The sequence below is a fragment of the Alteromonas sp. W364 genome, from assembly GCF_031846205.1.
In the GTDB taxonomy this organism is placed as follows: domain Bacteria; phylum Pseudomonadota; class Gammaproteobacteria; order Enterobacterales; family Alteromonadaceae; genus Glaciecola; species Glaciecola blandensis.
The window spans coordinates 1-17,544 of record NZ_JAVRID010000009.1; the positions used below are offsets into that span (position 1 = coordinate 1).

At 43.0% G+C, this 17,544-nt stretch carries 14 protein-coding genes; 5 read left to right on the plus strand and 9 right to left on the minus strand.

The genetic code is table 11. The features are described from left to right. Window positions 1-127: 127 nt before the first annotated feature. The 3 genes from RM556_RS14090 to RM556_RS14100 form a co-directional block, all read right to left on the minus strand. The gene (locus RM556_RS14090) at window positions 128-1,474 is read right to left on the minus strand and encodes a class II 3-deoxy-7-phosphoheptulonate synthase (protein ID WP_311359907.1); all 1,347 of its coding nucleotides are present in this window, start codon (window positions 1,472-1,474) and stop codon (window positions 128-130) included. 136 nt (window positions 1,475-1,610) lie between these two features. Continuing rightward, entirely contained in the window at window positions 1,611-2,414 is an 804-nt protein-coding gene (locus RM556_RS14095) for an ATP-binding cassette domain-containing protein (RefSeq protein ID WP_311374905.1), read from the minus strand. A 20-nt stretch (window positions 2,415-2,434) separates the two neighbouring features. Further along, window positions 2,435-4,084, minus strand: a complete 1,650-nt coding sequence (locus RM556_RS14100; RefSeq protein WP_311374906.1) for a glycerol-3-phosphate dehydrogenase/oxidase — start codon at window positions 4,082-4,084, stop codon at window positions 2,435-2,437. A 318-nt stretch (window positions 4,085-4,402) separates the two neighbouring features. On the opposite strand from RM556_RS14100, the gene glpK reads away from it, so the two are divergent. Then, entirely contained in the window at window positions 4,403-5,902 is a 1,500-nt protein-coding gene (gene glpK, locus RM556_RS14105; protein WP_311374907.1) for a glycerol kinase GlpK, read from the plus strand. On the opposite strand, the gene RM556_RS14110 is transcribed toward glpK, so the two are convergent. Continuing rightward, window positions 5,880-6,809, minus strand: a complete 930-nt coding sequence (locus RM556_RS14110; RefSeq protein WP_311374908.1) for an iron ABC transporter permease — start codon at window positions 6,807-6,809, stop codon at window positions 5,880-5,882. The two genes, glpK and RM556_RS14110, sit on opposite strands and share 23 nt — an antisense overlap. A gap of 79 nt (window positions 6,810-6,888) precedes the next feature. Further along, complete coding sequence (locus RM556_RS14115; protein ID WP_311359902.1) at window positions 6,889-7,359, minus strand: low molecular weight protein-tyrosine-phosphatase; 471 nt, start codon at window positions 7,357-7,359, stop codon at window positions 6,889-6,891. 386 nt (window positions 7,360-7,745) lie between these two features. On the opposite strand from RM556_RS14115, the gene RM556_RS14120 reads away from it, so the two are divergent. The 4 genes from RM556_RS14120 to pepE all read left to right on the plus strand — a co-directional run bounded on the left by RM556_RS14120 (window position 7,746) and on the right by pepE (window position 13,618). Next, the gene (locus RM556_RS14120) at window positions 7,746-8,513 is read left to right on the plus strand and encodes a PRC-barrel domain containing protein (protein ID WP_311359901.1); all 768 of its coding nucleotides are present in this window, start codon (window positions 7,746-7,748) and stop codon (window positions 8,511-8,513) included. A 26-nt stretch (window positions 8,514-8,539) separates the two neighbouring features. Beyond that, window positions 8,540-9,910: a class II fumarate hydratase gene (locus RM556_RS14125; RefSeq protein ID WP_311374909.1), complete on the plus strand. Its 1,371-nt coding sequence runs from the start codon at window positions 8,540-8,542 to the stop codon at window positions 9,908-9,910. A gap of 131 nt (window positions 9,911-10,041) precedes the next feature. Then, window positions 10,042-12,759: an aconitate hydratase AcnA gene (gene acnA, locus RM556_RS14130; RefSeq protein WP_311374910.1), complete on the plus strand. Its 2,718-nt coding sequence runs from the start codon at window positions 10,042-10,044 to the stop codon at window positions 12,757-12,759. Window positions 12,760-12,913: 154 nt separating this feature from the next. After that, a complete protein-coding gene (gene pepE / locus RM556_RS14135; RefSeq protein ID WP_311374911.1) occupies window positions 12,914-13,618 on the plus strand; it encodes a dipeptidase PepE in 705 nt (234 codons plus the stop codon). Here pepE and bioD read toward each other — a convergent pair. Genes bioD through bioB form a run of 4 tightly spaced genes read right to left on the minus strand, consistent with a single transcriptional unit; the run spans window position 13,613 to window position 17,498 of the window. After that, window positions 13,613-14,287: a dethiobiotin synthase gene (bioD, locus tag RM556_RS14140; RefSeq protein ID WP_311374912.1), complete on the minus strand. Its 675-nt coding sequence runs from the start codon at window positions 14,285-14,287 to the stop codon at window positions 13,613-13,615. The genes pepE and bioD overlap by 6 nt on opposite strands. After that, window positions 14,288-15,175, minus strand: a complete 888-nt coding sequence (locus tag RM556_RS14145) for a methyltransferase domain-containing protein (RefSeq protein ID WP_311374913.1) — start codon at window positions 15,173-15,175, stop codon at window positions 14,288-14,290. A gap of 2 nt (window positions 15,176-15,177) precedes the next feature. Then, window positions 15,178-16,362 carry an 8-amino-7-oxononanoate synthase gene (locus RM556_RS14150; RefSeq protein ID WP_311374914.1) on the minus strand — a complete coding sequence of 395 codons (1,185 nt, stop codon included), beginning with the start codon at window positions 16,360-16,362 and terminating at the stop codon, window positions 15,178-15,180. Between the two features lie 20 nt (window positions 16,363-16,382). Continuing rightward, entirely contained in the window at window positions 16,383-17,498 is a 1,116-nt protein-coding gene (bioB, locus tag RM556_RS14155; RefSeq protein ID WP_311359894.1) for a biotin synthase BioB, read from the minus strand. Window positions 17,499-17,544 lie beyond the last annotated feature (46 nt).

Below are 17,544 nucleotides of genomic sequence, written 5' to 3' on the forward strand. Positions count from 1 at the left end.
CAGACGGATGCTTCTTTAAACTTAATTGTCACTACTCAAGCAATACTAATTTTTAAGGGCATTGTGGGAGGCTAGATTCCTGCCTTCGCAGGAATCATATGTTAAAACGGGAATAAAAGAATATTGCTTACTTTGCGCTTTTCAAATGGTCAGCGACTAAGAATGCCATTTCCAATACTTGATCAGCATTTAAGCGCGGGTCACATTGCGTTTGATAAGCTTTAGACAAGTCATCATCACCTATCTTGTAAGCGCCGCCAGTGCATTCGGTAACATGTTGACCGGTCATTTCAAGGTGGATACCACCAGCATGCGTTCCTTCCGCTTTGTGCGCATCAAAAAACTGCTTTATTTCGGTTAGGATTGCATCAAAGTTTCTGGTTTTATATCCGCTGGATGAGGTAATTGTATTACCATGCATTGGATCTGAGCTCCACACAACATTGCGACCTTCAGCTTTTACTCGGCGCAACAGGCGCGGCAAGTTATCACCTAAATTATTGGCCCCCATGCGCGTTATCAAGGTTAAGCGCCCTGGAATGTTATTTGGATTCAAGGCATCAATTAAGCGTATCAACTCATCTTCTTGCATGCTCGGACCAACTTTCACTCCAATCGGATTGTTGATACCACTAAAGAACTCAACATGAGCATGGTCCAACTGACGCGTTCTTTCGCCAATCCATAGCATATGTGCCGAGCAGTTATATGGTTTGCCAGTCAGAGTATCAATACGGGTAAGCGCTTGTTCGTAATTCAGTAACAACGCCTCATGAGACGTAAACAGAGAAGTCTCATGCAAAGCACTATTACTCTGTGAATTAATGCCTATCACATCCATAAACGACAAGGTGTCTTGAATACGGTCTGCCATATCTTGGTAACGCTCTTTCAGAGGGTTGCTCTCTAAAAATGCCATATTCCAACGATTAACCTGATGTAAATCGGCCAAACCACCCTGAGCAAAGGCTCGTAATAGATTTAAGGTTGCAGCACTGCGATGATAGGCATCAATTAGTCTGTTTGGATCTGGCTGTCTTGACGCTTCTGTAAACTCGAAACCGTTTATGATATCGCCGCGATAACTAGGCAAGGTAATGCCATTAATCGTCTCGCTATCGGAAGAGCGAGGTTTAGCATATTGTCCTGCCATTCTGGCTACTTTTGTTACCGGACAACGACCAGCAAAAGTCAGTACAATCGCCATTTGCAATATGACTTTAAACGTATCTCTAATTTTTGGTGCATTGAATTCATCAAAGGACTCAGCGCAGTCGCCACCTTGTAGCAAGAAGCCCTTACCTTCACAAACATCTCCCAATTGTTTAAACAACTGGCGTGTTTCTTCGGCAAAAACCAGAGGAGGATAGCTTGCTAACTTTGCTTCTATCTCTTTAAGTGCTTTTTGATCTTGATAGGTGGGTTGTTGAAGAATAGGTTTCGATCTCCAACTATCGGCTTGCCATTGACTCACTGTATTTCCTTTTTACTGTTTCAAATGTTTTTATTGTGATGCTATTAAATGCTTACGCTTCTTTTATTCTTGTCTTGTCAATGCTAATACTTCGTTAAGTAAAGGCTTACAAGGGTGTAGACTACCATATCAATCTTTAATTTGGTCTTCTAATAAACGTTTTTTCTATATTATTATTGAGCTGGAGCAATTCGAAGGGATATTCGTAAAGTTCAGTGACACCGGAGGCTGTAAGCATCGCCTTGCTCTCACCACTGGCTTGGCATTTCCCCTGCTTGAGCAATAGGACCTTATCGGCAAAACGCAAAGACAAATTAACGTCATGAACACTCATCACTAGCAAGTTTCCCATGACTACCAATGTCTTAAATAGAATGAGTACCGACTCCTGAAAGGCAATATCAAGATTTTGTAAGGGTTCATCCATTAGAAGAATGGCTTCACCTTGCTGAATTGCTGGCCACACTTGCAGCAAAACACGTGCAATATGAACACGTTGTTGCTCACCACCACTCAGTTCATTCAGAGGACGATCGAGCAAGGCGTTGACATGAAGAGCTTCATCTAACTCAGTAGGCACTAAAATATCTGGAATAGAGCTTGGAGTCGTATGCTGCTGAAATAGTGTAGATTGATCCAAATAAAAGCTGAGTAACTCTGACACGCTAAGTGAGAAAGCTAGAGAATAGGTTTGTTGTAAATAAGCTCGGGTCGTTGCCCGCTCACTAATACTAATGTCGCTTAAGGCCCTACCATCATAGATGACATCGCCAACGTTGGCCTCTGTCAGCCCCGACAACACATCGAACAAGGAGCTTTTGCCTGCACCGTTTTGACCCAAAACGTGCCAACATTCGCCTCTATTCAAAGATAAATTGATATCCTCAAAGCGATTATGTAAGCAGAGTTTTCTGGCTTGTAGCATGGCTGTCGGCTTCACTCATTCCTACTTTTTACAATTTATTTGTTATTTGCCGCAACGGCAACAGGCGTCCCAGGATGTTGTTGAAGAACCTTGTCGACATATTCTTTGCGCTTTTCTGTCGCTTTCTCACCGAACAGAATCTCACATGCTTCAATCATCCCAGGCGTGTTCACAATATCGGTTTTACGTAACACCATTTCAATTTTTGAACGCCGGCGCACGAAATCTTCAAGCTTAGTAATCATCTCACGTCTTGCAGCGTAGTGCACCTCCGCTCTTAGGTATTCAGCATTCTTCATCAACTGCTCTGCTTGAGTGGGATCTCGTTGAATCTCATCTAATATTTGCAGTGCGTGAATATCATATCTTCGCCACAGTCTTGTTGTGAGTTTTTCTGAGCTATAACTTGGCGTCATATCGTCTAGGCCAATCAAAGCAGCTCGATATTCAAATTCTTGCTTTATGTTTGCTGCCGATTCACCATACCAAATTGCATCTCGATGACTTAACGAAATACCCAAGTCTTCAATAATATCTGCAATCTCTTCACCCACATTGATGCAGTCGGTCAGTTTACCGCCGAATACACTTAAGTATTTATCTTCTTTGTTCACATCAATTGCGTGCTTACGGGATAGTTGCACCCAATCTGCTTCGCCCTGCCCACCTTTCACGGCAAGGGGTCTCACGCCACAGCGTTCAGAAATAATATCGTCACGCGTTAATGGCTTCTCGAGATCCAACAAAGCATTAACGTTATCCAAGATAAAGTCACGATCAGCTTCACTCACTTCAGGATGTGGATCTTCAATTTGATTATCGGTGGTCCCCAAACAGGTTTTTTGCCCCATGGGGATAACGAAAAACAATCTACCATCAGATGCAAAAAAGGCTAAAACTTTGTCGACTTTCGTTAGCTTATCAACAATTAAATGAACACCTTTGGAGAACAAATGCTGATGCTCAGTTTTCTGTTCAACTTGATCGTTGTATTGGTCTACCATTGGACCGCAAGCGTTAATAATTGACTTTGACCGAATTGTAAAAGCCTGCCCTGTTTCTTGATCAACCGCTTGAGTGTGCCAAATGCCATCGACCTTCTCACTTTTCTCAGCGCCAACATAGTTTGTAACTATTGCACCATTATCCATAGCACTGCGCACGAAGTTAAAAACAAAGCGTGCGTCATTATCGTGTAAGAATGCGTCCGAATACTCAAATCCACCTTGAGCATTGGAGACATCAATAGCCGGCTCTAAGGCTTTTATTTTTGCGGAAGATAGAAATTGAGGTGCTTGCGTAAAAAAGCGCCCCATTAGCCAATATAAAAAGGTCCCGATAAACACAAACCAAGCAGGAAATCGAAAACCCTTTTGCAGTGTCGTTAAAAAGCGTATCTCTTGAACTGTCGATGGATAGCTTCTCATCAAATGATTTCGACTTTTACATAGTTTATTCACTAGCAGGTATTCGTGATTTTCTAGATATTTAATACCACCCCATGCCAAATTCGATGAGTTAGATGAGGTATGCCCCGCAAAATCCCCCTTATCAATCATCGCCACGCTGGCCCCTTTGCGCGAAAGAGAAGCTGCAGATACAGCACCATTAATGCCGGCACCGAGCACAAGCACGTCGAATACTTCAGCGGAGAGCTTGTCTATATTGGTTTCTCGAAGAATCATATTTCCTTCCATACCCTATTTCATTGAAGATGCTTTCATAAACGTTTAAGATTACGTCATTACTCACTTTAATCATACGTACTTTATTTCTAAAGTGTTTATTTTTGTTATAAAAAAAGCATTTTTTATCGAACAATATCTGTACATTGTATGAATTTCGCTGACGAATCATTTAAGTATCATGTAAATATGATATATATGATTTATTATTCTTTCAAGCCTTGATAACATACAACGAAGTGCCATCGATAAATCGTTTGTCAGTTGCAAGCATTTAAAATTCTGCTTATCTTAATAAAAAACAAATAGGATGTCCGCATGTCAAGCCAGCAAGGTATTCTGTCAATAGACCAAGGAACCACCTCCACAAGAGCAATCGTTTTTAACTTGGACGGTACAAAGGTAGCAACATCTCAGAAAGAATTTACTCAGTTTTATCCAAACAATGGTTGGGTGGAGCACGATCCTGAAGAGATTTGGAAAACCACAGTAGAAACGTGTAAAGATGCCATTCATCAAGCACAGGAAAAAGGCGTGACCGTTGCCGGAATTGGTATCACCAATCAACGAGAGACAACCCTGGTTTGGGATCGTGAAACAGGACAAGCGATTTATAATGCTATCGTTTGGCAAGACCGTCGCACTTCGGCTTTCTGTAACAGTATTAAAGACAAGGAAGCTGCTGTCACGGCTAAAACAGGTCTATTGTTAGACCCATACTTTTCAGCCTCCAAGGTAAAGTGGTTGCTTGATGAAGTTGACGGAGCACGCGCATTGGCTGAGCAAGGTAAATTAGCATTCGGCACTATCGACAGCTTCTTGATTTGGCGTCTCACTGGTGGCAAAAAACATGTCACCGATACAACCAATGCTTCAAGAACAAACCTATTTAATATTCATGATCTTAAATGGGATAAAGATCTATTAGCACTTTTTGATGTGCCTGAGTCAGTGCTACCAGAAGTCTTACAATGTGCTGACGACTTCGGTACTACCCAAGCTAATCTATTCGGAAAGTCACTTCCAATTGCTGGCGTTGCAGGTGATCAGCAAGCCGCCCTGTTTGGTCAGTGTTGCTTTAATCCAGGCGATTTAAAATCTACCTATGGCACGGGCTGTTTCGCGCTCTTAAATACTGGAGACAAAGCCTTAAACTCTCAGCATAAATTACTCACAACCATCGGTTACACTATTAATGGCAAAACAACCTACGCATTAGAAGGGTCCATCTTTACTGCTGGAGCGAACATTCAGTGGTTAAGAGACGGCATAGGAGTGATCAATGATGCAAAAGAAAGCCAAGCATTAGCTGAATCATTAGACTATGACCATGGCGTCGTCCTCGTACCAGGCTTTGCAGGTTTGGGCGCCCCGCACTGGAACCCCGATGCAAGAGCAAGTTTATATGGCATGACGAGAGGCACTTCTCAAGCCCATTTCGCTCGCGCAGCGCTTGAAGCCGTTTGCTATCAAACCTATGATTTACAGCAAGCGATGGCAAGTGATGGGATTGCATCATCAAAAGTATTAGTTGATGGTGGAATGGTTGCTAATGACTGGTTGTGTCAATTCTTGTCCGACATTCTTCAAGTTGATATTCAACGCCCAAAAAATATGGAGACCACAGCAATAGGCGCAGCATATTTAGCCGGCTTGCAACTGGGTCTATATAAAAACCTAGAAGACATTATGAGTCATAAACAAATTGAAAATACTTTTAGTCCACGTATTGACCAAGGGATTCGCACTACCCTGCTTTCTCAATGGCAAAAAGCGGTTGATGCTACTTTAGCGTTTAGTGAAGGCGCTGCTGTTTAAGCAGACTATAAATAAATAGCGGGCCGCCGATACTGGCGGTCAACATGGAAACTGGCACAATAAATTCAAATACCCACTCATTTATGCTCGCGGTAAAGATCAGCAAACCAGCCCCTAGAAGACCTGACATTGGCATGACAATTCGATTATCGTGGCCCCAAAATTGCCTGACAAAGTGCGGTATGAGCAGGCCAATAAAAGCAATGCTGCCAGCAATAGATACACTTGTTCCGATCAATAAAGCGCACAGTATTAGTACGTTTCTTTCAAATTTCTTCGGCTCTAAGCCTCTTAATTGTGCTGCTGATGCACCCAAATAAAGCCAATTAAGTTTGCTAGTTTGTAGCATTAAAAGCACTGCAGGGATAAGAATGAGAGGTGCAGCGAATAATAAGCTAATGTAATTGGTATTGTGCAAGCTACCCATTAGCCAAAAACTAAGGTTTTTAATTGATTGTGGTGGCGCATACAAATATAACCACCCAATGATTGCGCCCGCAATGGTGGAGATACCAATACCCGCTAAGATCACCGAACTCATTGAAGCTTGTAACTTTCGCGCTAAGGCAAAGATTAAAAAACTAGAAATCATTGCACCAACAAAACAGGCCAAAGGAAGCATGTAGTAACTCAAACTTGCCCATTGGTTAGAGCCAAGCGTGATTGACCCCGTCAGTAATACCACAGCAGCCATTAAGCTTGCTCCTGCGCTTATTCCTATTATGCCGGGGTCGGCTAATGGGTTTCTTAACAGAACTTGCAAAGTCGCTGAACTGAGTGCAATTGCTACTCCAACCAAGATAGCGGTGAACAAAACGGGAAGCTTAATTTGGAGCAATATGTGCAGTTCAACGGGATCTGATAAATAAGAAAATCCATCAGCGCTCAAAAATACAAAACTACTCATAAGTAAAAATGCGAGCGCCCCAATGAGCGGTCTACTTCGCATTTGTTCTGAAGATGTAATGGGCGTCTCCTAGAGCATCTTATTTGAGCTTTTGTAACAAGCCCTCGCTTGCTTGCTCAATAAGGTCTAATACTAATTCGAAGCCTCTTTTGCCGCCGTAGTAAGGGTCTGGCACCTCGCTAAATCCGGCATTCGCGTAATCTAAAAATAAGCGAATCTTATGCTGATGTTCACTTGGGCATTTACGTTTTAGGTCGCGCAGGTTGGCTTCATCCATAGCCATAATATAATCAAATTGACTAAAATCGCTCTCTACTACTTTGCGACACTTCAATTTTGATAAGTCATAGCCCTTTTTCGTTGCTACTTCTTGCGAGCGTTTATCTGGTGCCGCCCCGTCGTGGAAGCCAGCAGTACCTGCTGAATCAACTTTTATAGGTAAGCCTGCTTGTCGCGCTTTGTGCGCGAATACACCCTCAGCAGTTGGTGAACGACATATATTGCCAAGACAAACGAACAAAACTGAGTTTATTTTATTTTTTTCAGACACTTACGTAAAAATCCAGTCGTTTATTGAAAAATATTACTGAGCTAAAATAGGCTTTATTAGAGACCATTATTTGAGCCAAGTTTGCGGGTATTCTTAATGTCATTATGACATTACTACGCTGCCATATATAGAAATATTTTTACATCAAAGCTGACTCGCTATTCTTTCCGAGCGCGTATCACTTCATCAAATGCCAAACCACACATTAGTTACAACTCAAACAATAAAATCAAACAACATAACCTTTAAATAGCTCAAAACTGGCATAAACCCCTAAAGATACCTATAATAATCATTACAACACGAACCATTCTAATCAATACCTTATCTTTGGTTAATGAGATTGTTTGAAATAATTAAATTAGGGAAGAAGAGAGGGAGGCAATATGCTCATCAGCTTAAACGAAGTGTTAAGTTTTGTGATAAAAGCAAACAACGGTACCGTCGGTAAAGCGTATGATCTGTTGATTGATGATCGTTCGTGGACATCGCGCTTTTTGGTCGCCGATACCAACACCTGGATGCCAATGAGTCATAAGGCCTTGATTTCGCCTGTAGCGTTGGACGAATTAAATATACAGGGAGAAGAAGTGCTTGTTTCTATTTCTAAGGAACAAGTGAAGGCTGCTCCATCTGCAGATTCAGAGACGCCTGTTTCACGAGAGTTTGAGAAAGCATATTTTGATTACTTTGGTTATGGTTACTATTGGATAGGCCCGAGTGTTTGGGGCGATCACGCTTACCCTACCGCTTTAGCCGATGATGATGTCGCCAGTAAAAAAACGCGACTAGAAGAAGCGGAAGAAGAAACCCGTCACAACCACCTGCGTTCAATCCGTGAAATTATGCACTATGGAATTATCGCCACAGATGGCGCTAAAGGGCATGTGTATGACTTCATTTTAGATACCTATACTTGGTCACTTGACTACATTGTGGTCGATACTAGGGATTGGCTACCAGGCGGCAAGAAAGTCCTGATGTTGCCGAGTCAATTTTCAGAAATCAGTTGGTCATCGCAAGCACTGATGTGCGATCTCACGCTCGAACAAGTGCGTGCGTGTCCTGAATACAAGCCAGAATCTCTGAATGAACTTAGTTATTTGGAAAGTGTTCGTCATTCACTTTCTCAAAAAGTGACTTCATTGACCTAACGGGGCAATTGCTCCTAAGGCAGACAATGTCATTTAAGCAAAAATCTAATCCAGAAAGCATTCTATATGGCCAAGAAACAGAAAAAGCCTTAGAGAACTTCCAAATTAGCCAGTTAACAATGCCGCGAATGTTTATTCGCTCACTTGGTCTACTGAAATACGCTTGTGCCAAAGCAAATAGAGATTTAGGTAAGCTAGAACCAGAGATAAGCACAGCTATACAGAGAGCCGCCATTGAAGTTGCCGAAGGTATTCATGACGACCAGTTTAATGTCGATGTTTTTCAAACGGGCTCTGGTACAAGTACCAATATGAACGCCAATGAAGTCATTGCAAAGCTCGCTTCAGCATCGACGGGGGCAGCAGTTCATCCAAATGACCACGTCAATTGTGGCCAAAGTTCCAATGATATTATTCCTTCTTGCATTCACATTAGCGCTGCTTTTAGTGTGTCTGAATCGTTGTTACCTGCACTTGATCACCTTGCGGATAAAATAGATGAGCAAGCACACGCTAATCGAAAAACGATTAAAACTGGTCGCACCCACCTTATGGATGCAGTGCCGATGACTTTTGGACAAGAGCTCAGTGGCTGGTCAGCACAAATAAAAAACGCCAAATCTCATGTTGAAGTGTGTTTTCCTCAATTGCTGGAACTTGCGGTGGGTGGCAGCGCAATTGGGACAGGTATTAATACACACCCTCAATTTGGTGAGGAAGTCACTAAAAACATTAATAAACGTCTTAACTTGCAATTTAAAGAGGCGGATAACCATTTTGCGGCAATCAGTTCGCAAGATGCTGTTGTTGCACTAAGTGGCTCTTTACGTTCAACGGCATTAAGCTTGAGCAAAATAGCCAATGACCTACGTTGGTTGAGCAGCGGCCCGACGAGTGGTTTAGGTGAAATCACGCTTAAAAAACTGCAAGCAGGCAGTAGCATCATGCCCGGTAAGGTAAACCCAGTTATCCCAGAATCCGTTTTAATGGCCTGCACTCAGGTTCAAGGCAATGATTTTGCTATTTCTTTAGGTGGCCAAGCTGGCAACTTTCAATTGAATACCATGTTACCGCTCATCGCATTTAATATCATTCAGAGCATTGAACTATTAAGCAACGCAAGCACAGCCTTGGCTGAAAAGGCGATTGACGGTATGACCGTTAACCACGATCACATAAGCGATAAACTTTGGCGGAACCCCATCTTGGTGACGAGTTTAGTCGATAAACTAGGCTATGATAAGTGCGCAGAAATTGCTGAAAAAAGCTTCCATGAGCAACGTTCAGTATTAGATGTGGCTGAAGAGCTATCTGGTATATCGCGAGCCGATTTAAAAACTTACATGGAACCCAGCAAGTTGACCAATGAACATCGCAGCAACAAAAACACCAGCTAAAGTTACAAAAGTAAATCCGCTAGCGCTTTTTTACTTACATAAGCGAATTCTATTTTAAATGCTAATATTAAACGAAAGTATAAGTAGCGTGGCGACGAACACGCCAAACCAATCACGAACTGGAGATCAGGATGAGTAAAAATAAATTTAACACTCAGAATCAGCTTGAAGTAGAAGGAAAAACGTATCAGTTTTACGATTTAGGTAAGCTTTCAGCACAAGATAAAGTGAGTAAACTCCCCTACTCAATCAAGGTACTACTTGAAAATCTATTGCGTAATTTTGACGACCTTCATGTGAGTGAAAAAGATATCGAAGAGGTTATCAATTGGCAAAGTGATGCAGAGCCCTCCGCGCAAATTGCATTTACCCCTGCTCGCGTTGTTCTGCAGGACTTTACCGGGGTTCCCGCTATCGTCGATTTAGCGGCTATGCGCGATGCCGTTGTCAACCTTGGCGGTGAAGCCAAGGCCATTAACCCTCAAGTTCCCGTCGACCTAGTCATTGACCATTCAGTAATGGTTGACTACTTTGGCAATGATTCAGCCTTGAGAAAGAATACTGAAAGAGAGTTTGAACGTAACCAAGAACGTTATCAGTTTCTGCGCTGGGGTCAAAAAGCCTTTAAGAACTTTCGGGTTGTGCCACCTGGCACCGGAATAGTGCATCAAGTCAACTTAGAGTACCTTGGTCAGGTGGTCATGCAAGACACTGACGATGCGATGTTATATCCAGATACATTAGTTGGCACTGACAGCCACACAACCATGATCAATGGCTTGGGTATATTAGGTTGGGGAGTTGGCGGAATAGAAGCTGAAGCAGCTATGCTTGGTCAACCAATCAGCATGTTGCTGCCAGAAGTGGTAGGGTTTGAGCTGAGTGGCGCATTAGCAGAAGGCGCAACGGCTACCGATTTAGTATTGACTGTAGTAGAGATGCTCCGTAAAAAAGGTGTGGTCGGTAAGTTTGTTGAATTTTATGGTGATGGATTAGCTAATCTTCCCCTTGCAGATAGAGCAACAATTGCCAACATGGCGCCTGAATATGGCGCAACCTGCGGTATCTTTCCAGTCGACGATGCCACTTTAAATTACTTAGCTCTCAGTGGACGTAGTACAGAACAAATTGCGATTGTTGAAGCCTATGCAAAAGCGCAAGGAATGTGGCGAGAAGATGGTGAAGCACCCGCCAATTATAGTGCCACACTCGCCTTAGATTTGAGCGATGTTGTGCCCAGCATTGCGGGCCCCAAAAGACCACAGGATCGAATTGCACTATCGGAGGCAAAAGGTGCTTTTGTTGAGCACATGCAAATTTTGGGTGTCGAACTTGAGGATAACAATGTCTCTCAATTTGCTGACGAAGGTGGTGCCAATGCCATTGGTCAGGAACCAAGAGAAAATGCAGTCCCTATTGAAATAAATGGGCAAAAAACACAGTTGCAACATGGTGACATCGTTATTGCTGCAATCACGTCTTGCACAAACACCTCGAATCCAGATGTTATGATTGCTGCGGGCTTGGTTGCTCAAAAAGCTATCGCACGGGGATTAAAGGTCAAACCATGGGTGAAAACCTCGCTTGCTCCAGGCTCTCAAGTCGTCCCGGCATACTTGGAAAACGCAGGGGTGATGGGTTCTTTAAATGAGCTCGGTTTTGATATTGTAGGCTTTGGTTGTACTACATGTATTGGTAACTCGGGCCCCTTACCTGAAGCTGTTAGCGCGGCTATTAACAAAGGAAACCTAACCGCTTGCTCGGTACTTTCCGGGAATCGTAACTTCGAAGGTCGAATACACCAAGACGTGCGAGCTAACTATCTTGCGTCACCACCTCTGGTAGTTGCATATGCTTTGGCTGGCTCCATGACCATTAATATCGCAGAAGATGCATTAGGCTTCGATGAAAACAATGACCCTGTCTACCTGAAGGATATTTGGCCAAGCCAACAAGAAATAAATGAGAAAGTGACCAGCTCGATTTCTGCAGAACTTTATAAAGAAAAGTATGCCGACGTGTTTGATGGCACGCCACAATGGCAAGAGCTGTCTACCCCTGAAGGTGAAAACTATGCATGGCCAGAGTCGACTTATGTTCGCAACCCGCCCTATTTTGATGGTTTAAGTAAGGATATTGCGAGCTTATCTGACATTAAAGATGCCAGATGTATCGTTAAAGTGGGTGACTCTATTACCACTGACCATATTTCACCGGCGGGTGCGATTCAAGCCAAAAGCCCTGCAGGTGAATATTTAGACAGCCATAGTGTCGCCCAAAAAGACTTTAATAGTTTGGGCTCAAGGCGAGGTAACCACGAAGTAATGATGCGTGGTACTTTTGCAAACACCCGCTTACGTAACCAATTGGCACCGGGTACTGAGGGAGGTTTCACAACCTATTGGCCAGACCAAGATGTAACCAGTATCTATGACGCAGCGATGCGATATAAGGAAAGTAAAACACCTCTTGTTGTGCTAGCTGGAAAGGAGTATGGCACTGGCTCTAGTCGAGACTGGGCAGCAAAAGGCACTAAATTACTCGGCATCGAAGTGGTGATTGCTCAAAGCTATGAACGAATTCATCGCTCTAATTTAGTTGGTTTTGGCGTTTTACCATTAGAGTTTGCTGACGATCAAAATGCAGATGACTTGGGCTTAGATGGCAAAGAGTCTTATACATTTGGTAGTCTTGCGGACAAACCGAAGTCAATTAATGTAATCGCTGAAAAAGAGGATGGCGAGCGCATTGAGTTTACTGCTAAGGTTAGAATTGATACGCAAAGTGAATGGCACTACTACCAGCATGGCGGCATTTTACATTATGTGCTGCGTAGCTTGGCGTCATAAATTATCGCAAAAGTTGAATCATTCTGATCTCGGCTAGCAATCAAGGTAGGTGATATTTTATCACCTACCTACTATCAAATTGCTGCAATTTTAATGTAAGTTCGCGGTGTAAATTGATAACATTCTGAGCATAGAAATTTAAACGGTATTTAATATGTACGAGAAAGCCAAAGTGCTGATGTTAAGTAGTTCTCGCAAAGGAAATGAAGCATATTTAGAGCATGCTCAATCAATGATTGCGGATCATCTGAAAGAGTGTCGCAATGTTCTGTTCATTCCCTACGCAGGGGTAACAATGTCATGGACAGAATATACAAAGAAAGTGCAAGAAGCTCTTCCGAGTTATAAGATCAATGGAATTCATGAAGCTGGAGATCCTATCGAAGCCATCCGCCAAGCTGAAGCTATTATGATTGGTGGCGGCAACACCTTTCATATGCTTAATGAGCTTTATCAGCAAGATTTGTTACCAGAGATTAAAAACAAAGTAGCGCATGGTATGCCTTACATTGGCTGGAGCGCTGGCTCAAATGTATGTGGTTTAAGTATTAAAACCACAAATGACATGCCCATTGTCGAGCCACCAAGTTTCAATAGCTTCGGTTTTATTTCAGCTCAATTAAACCCACATTATACGAACTACGTGCCCCCCGGTCACAATGGTGAAACACGGGACCAACGTATTGCAGAGTTTTGTGTCGTTAATCCAGATACCGCCGTTATCGGGATCCAAGAAGGAAGTGCACTGCTGCGTGAGAATAATAAGCTACGGCTCATCGGCCCCTTAAATGGCACGCTTTTCTTAGGTAAAGAAAAAAGTGACATCACTCAGGCAACCGACTTGAATGAATTTCTATAATAAAGGTGAAAGTAACTCTAGCGAGGTTGCTTGATACTTCACTTCGGCGAGCATAGGCTCGCTGATGGCGGCCTTAAGTGTCGCTAGATTTCCTTGGTAATGTAGCATGTCGCTCTGCATTTGATTTGCCACCCAACCGACAACTTCTAAACCATCTCGTTTTATTTGTTCATAACTTAACAGAGCATGATTTAAGCATCCAAGCTTCATGCCGACGACTAATATGACCGGCAACTTTTGTTGTGCGACCCAGTCTGATAGATACAGAGCATGATCACCATCGCTTGGTGCGGATAAGGGTAATCTCCAACCACCAGCCCCTTCGACTAAAACTAAATCGGCTGGCACTTCGCGAAGCTCATCAAAAGCATCTGAAATTTGTGACAATGACAAACTCTGGCCGCAAAGCTGAGCAGCAATATGCGGTGCAATAGGCGGTTCAAAACTAATAGGATTGACTTTTTCATAGGGTAACTTGACGCTAGCGGCAGATTGCAACGCTAGCGCATCAGCATTTTTCAATACACCATCATGCCACTCACAGCCAGCAGCGATGGGCTTAAAACCGATGGTTAGATAATTCTGTTTGTTCAAGGCCTTGAGCAATAAAACACTCACAAATGTTTTACCCGCATCTGTATCTGTACCAGTCACAAAAACGTGCTTCATTTATTTATTTCCTATAGTACAAAGAGGAGCTTGTTCAAAAGAAAGTAGTTCTTGGTCATGTTTAAGTTTACTTAAGTGTAAAAACACAACTTCATAACTCAAAGGATAACCTTTTGCTGTGGCAACCATTTGCTGGTCTAAGGCCTTGAGTTCACTCCGCATAATCATCTGCTTGCTCGGCCTATCCGGAGTCACTTTTTCTTCGCTTGCCTGCTTAGTATCCGCCCCGACCGCTTTTAAGCCTTTTAGCATTGATAAACTATTAGTATGCCATTCTGTAAAACAAGAAAATTCATGCCTACAATTCAAGCTTGTGCTCTCGATTGAGCTGGCCTTTAGCCACGCATGCGCATCGGCAAACTCATTGACCCTACTGGGCAAACCTAGTTGTGCCCATGCGTCATGCAACTCGTGCATAGAACCACCTAACATGATTGCTAAGAAAGCTTCGCCGCCAGGTTTCAGCACTCGCTTTATTTCGGCAATTGCACTTGCTGGTTTGTTACACCATTGTAATGCCATACTAGAATAAACCAAATCAACGCTGTTGCTCTGCAAAGGTAAGGCTTCAGCATCCCCTAAATGCAGGCTCATATTAGTTGAATTGGGTAAGGATGATAGCTTTGCAGCCGCGTATTTCAGCATGCCAGGTGAAATATCCATCCCAAGGTAATATTCGGCGTAGTTATGAAGCTGTGCAGCGTTGACACCTGTCGCACACCCCAAATCCAAAACGGTTTTATCGATTCTTGCGCAAGTATTATCGAGTGATGGTGTTGCCTTGTTCATAAGATCAAATAGCGCTTGAGCGATCTCAGCTTGCACACAAGCATGCTGCTCATACTGACCAGCAGCAGCAGAGAAGTGCTGTGCAATTTGGCTATTCACGTTCATTTTTCCATGCTCGACATCGCCAAAACAAGGGCATCAACTAGTGCTCTAATATCTCTCTCTTGATGCATAGCGTTTATAGTAATACGCAGGCGGTCAGTGTGCTTTGGCACTGTAGGAGTGCGTATTGCAATTACCCATATTCCCAATGACTTTAATTTTTCAGATAAGGCTAAGGCTTTCTCTGGTGACCCAATTATCAAACCTTGAATGGGACCATTTGCATCCATTAAGGGTAGTTGGGCCTCGGTTGCAAGCATCTGAAATAACGCAATATTATTGCGCAGCTTCTCTCGTTCCATCCCCTTACGCATAATCTGAAAACTAGTGAGCGTAGCTCTGGCTTGGGCCGCTGGCATTGCCGTGCTATAGATATACTCTTTTGAGAAGTTCACTAAATACTCTACCAAGGTAGAATTACTCGCGACAAAAGCACCTTGCGTCCCTACAGCTTTGCCAAATGTCCCCATTAAGACATCCACTTTTTGAGCATCAGCGTCGCTAGCATCACATGTCCCCATGCCTTCTGCACCCATAACTCCCATGGCATGTGCATCATCCAACATGACCCATACATTGTTACTGCGCTCTTTGATTTGCTGTTGAATACCAGTCAAGTCGCAAGCATCCCCATCCATACTAAAAATACCTTCACTCACGACTAAGATATCTTCATTCGAGGGTACTTTATCGAGTAACTGTAGAAGATGTCGAGTATCGTTATGCTTGAATCGTGAAAACTGCGCATTAGCGCTAACGCCCATTGCACCATCGATAAATGAAGCGTGCATAAACTTGTCAGCTAAAATATGACAAGCTTGTGAACGCTTGTTAGTCGTACTAAAAAGCGTCTTACAAATCGCTTGATTAGCAGCAAAGCCACTAGAAAATAACAAGGCGCTTTGCATGTTCGTATGTGTACAAATATCATCTTCTAAATGTTTATGCTCGATTGAATAGCCGGTAACTACAGAAGAAGCACTGCTACTCGCACCATATAAACTCAAGCCTTCAGCAAAGCTCTGCAACACATCTGGGTGCTGGCTTAGACCTAAATAATCATTGCTAGAGAAGTTAATATAGTGTTCACCAGCAACCTCAATCACTGACTGATGATTGCTATCGATAACAACACGCTTTCGTAGCAAAGCTGAACGTTCTCTTTCAGCTAGTGCTTGCTGCATAAACTCGAAGGCCATTACTGTTAAAGTATCTCTGCTTGTTTGCTTGCTTGTTTAGTTGTGGCTGCAGCATCGACATACAGCGACTCGTTCTGTTTTTGGGCTATTTCTTCACTGAGTGCCGCCTCGAAAGCTTCGTCCGAATAGTCTTTCGTTTGCTTCGAGTTAATACCTAGCTTTTTAAACAGCATGACATCCTCATGTGTATCAGGATTAGATGTTGTGAGCAATTTACACCCATAAAAGATACTGTTAGCACCGGCCATGAAGCAAAGCGCTTGCATCTGTTCATTCATTGACTCGCGGCCCGCCGATAAACGCACAAAAGATTTTGGCATCATAATTCTTGCTATCGCAATGGTTCGGATGAATTCGAAGGGTTCTAAGTCTTTTACCGAATCCAGCGGCGTTCCTTCAACCTTGACTAGCATATTGATCGGTACACTTTCTGGATGCCTTTCAAGGTTAGCTAATTGAACTAATAAACCTGAACGATCATCCCCTGTCTCGCCCATACCCACGATGCCGCCGGAACAAACGTGCATGCCGGCATCTCTTACATTACTTAGCGTATCCAGACGGTCTTGGTAAGTACGTGTAGTAATAATATCACCATAATATTCAGGTGAAGTATCGAGGTTATGGTTATAGTAATCTAAGCCCGCTTGCTTCAGTGCTAAGGCCTGTTCTCGACTTAACATGCCTAATGTCATGCAAGTTTCCATGCCCAGTTTCTTCACTTCTTTTACCATCTCAGTAACGTAAGGCATATCACGCTCTTTTGGGTTACGCCAAGCAGCGCCCATACAAAAACGTGTGGAGCCCGCCTGTTTAGCTTCTTTTGCACGCTCGATCACTTTTTGAATTTCCATCAAACGTTCTTTTTCTAAACCGGTGTCGTAACGCGCGCTTTGTGGGCAATATTTACAATCTTCAGGGCATGCGCCAGTTTTAATAGAAAGTAATGTGCTCACTTGCACATAATTCGGATCGAAATGTGTTCGATGTGCCAACTGAGCTTGAAACAACAAGTCATTAAAAGGGAGTTCATATAAGGCATTAACTTCCTCAACAGTCCAATCATGTCGAGGCTCAAAATTCGTTTGTGCACCCATAGGTGAAGTTGTAGTTGTCGTCATATTATTCCTACTCTTAATATATTATTGTTATTGGGTCGTGGGCTCA

Excerpts from the sequence above, each read along its gene's own strand:
- RM556_RS14100 (WP_311374906.1), bottom strand. The coding sequence starts at position 4,084 with ATGATTCTTCGAGAAACCAATATAGACAAGCTCTCCGCTGAAGTATTC.
- glpK (WP_311374907.1), top strand. The coding sequence starts at position 4,403 with ATGTCAAGCCAGCAAGGTATTCTGTCAATAGACCAAGGAACCACCTCC.
- RM556_RS14110 (WP_311374908.1), bottom strand. The coding sequence starts at position 6,809 with ATGAGTAGTTTTGTATTTTTGAGCGCTGATGGATTTTCTTATTTATCA.
- RM556_RS14120 (WP_311359901.1), top strand. The coding sequence starts at position 7,746 with ATGCTCATCAGCTTAAACGAAGTGTTAAGTTTTGTGATAAAAGCAAAC.
- RM556_RS14125 (WP_311374909.1), top strand. The coding sequence starts at position 8,540 with ATGTCATTTAAGCAAAAATCTAATCCAGAAAGCATTCTATATGGCCAA.
- acnA (WP_311374910.1), top strand. The coding sequence starts at position 10,042 with ATGAGTAAAAATAAATTTAACACTCAGAATCAGCTTGAAGTAGAAGGA.
- pepE (WP_311374911.1), top strand. The coding sequence starts at position 12,914 with ATGTACGAGAAAGCCAAAGTGCTGATGTTAAGTAGTTCTCGCAAAGGA.
- bioD (WP_311374912.1), bottom strand. The coding sequence starts at position 14,287 with ATGAAGCACGTTTTTGTGACTGGTACAGATACAGATGCGGGTAAAACA.
- RM556_RS14150 (WP_311374914.1), bottom strand. The coding sequence starts at position 16,362 with ATGCAGCAAGCACTAGCTGAAAGAGAACGTTCAGCTTTGCTACGAAAG.
- bioB (WP_311359894.1), bottom strand. The coding sequence starts at position 17,498 with ATGACGACAACTACAACTTCACCTATGGGTGCACAAACGAATTTTGAG.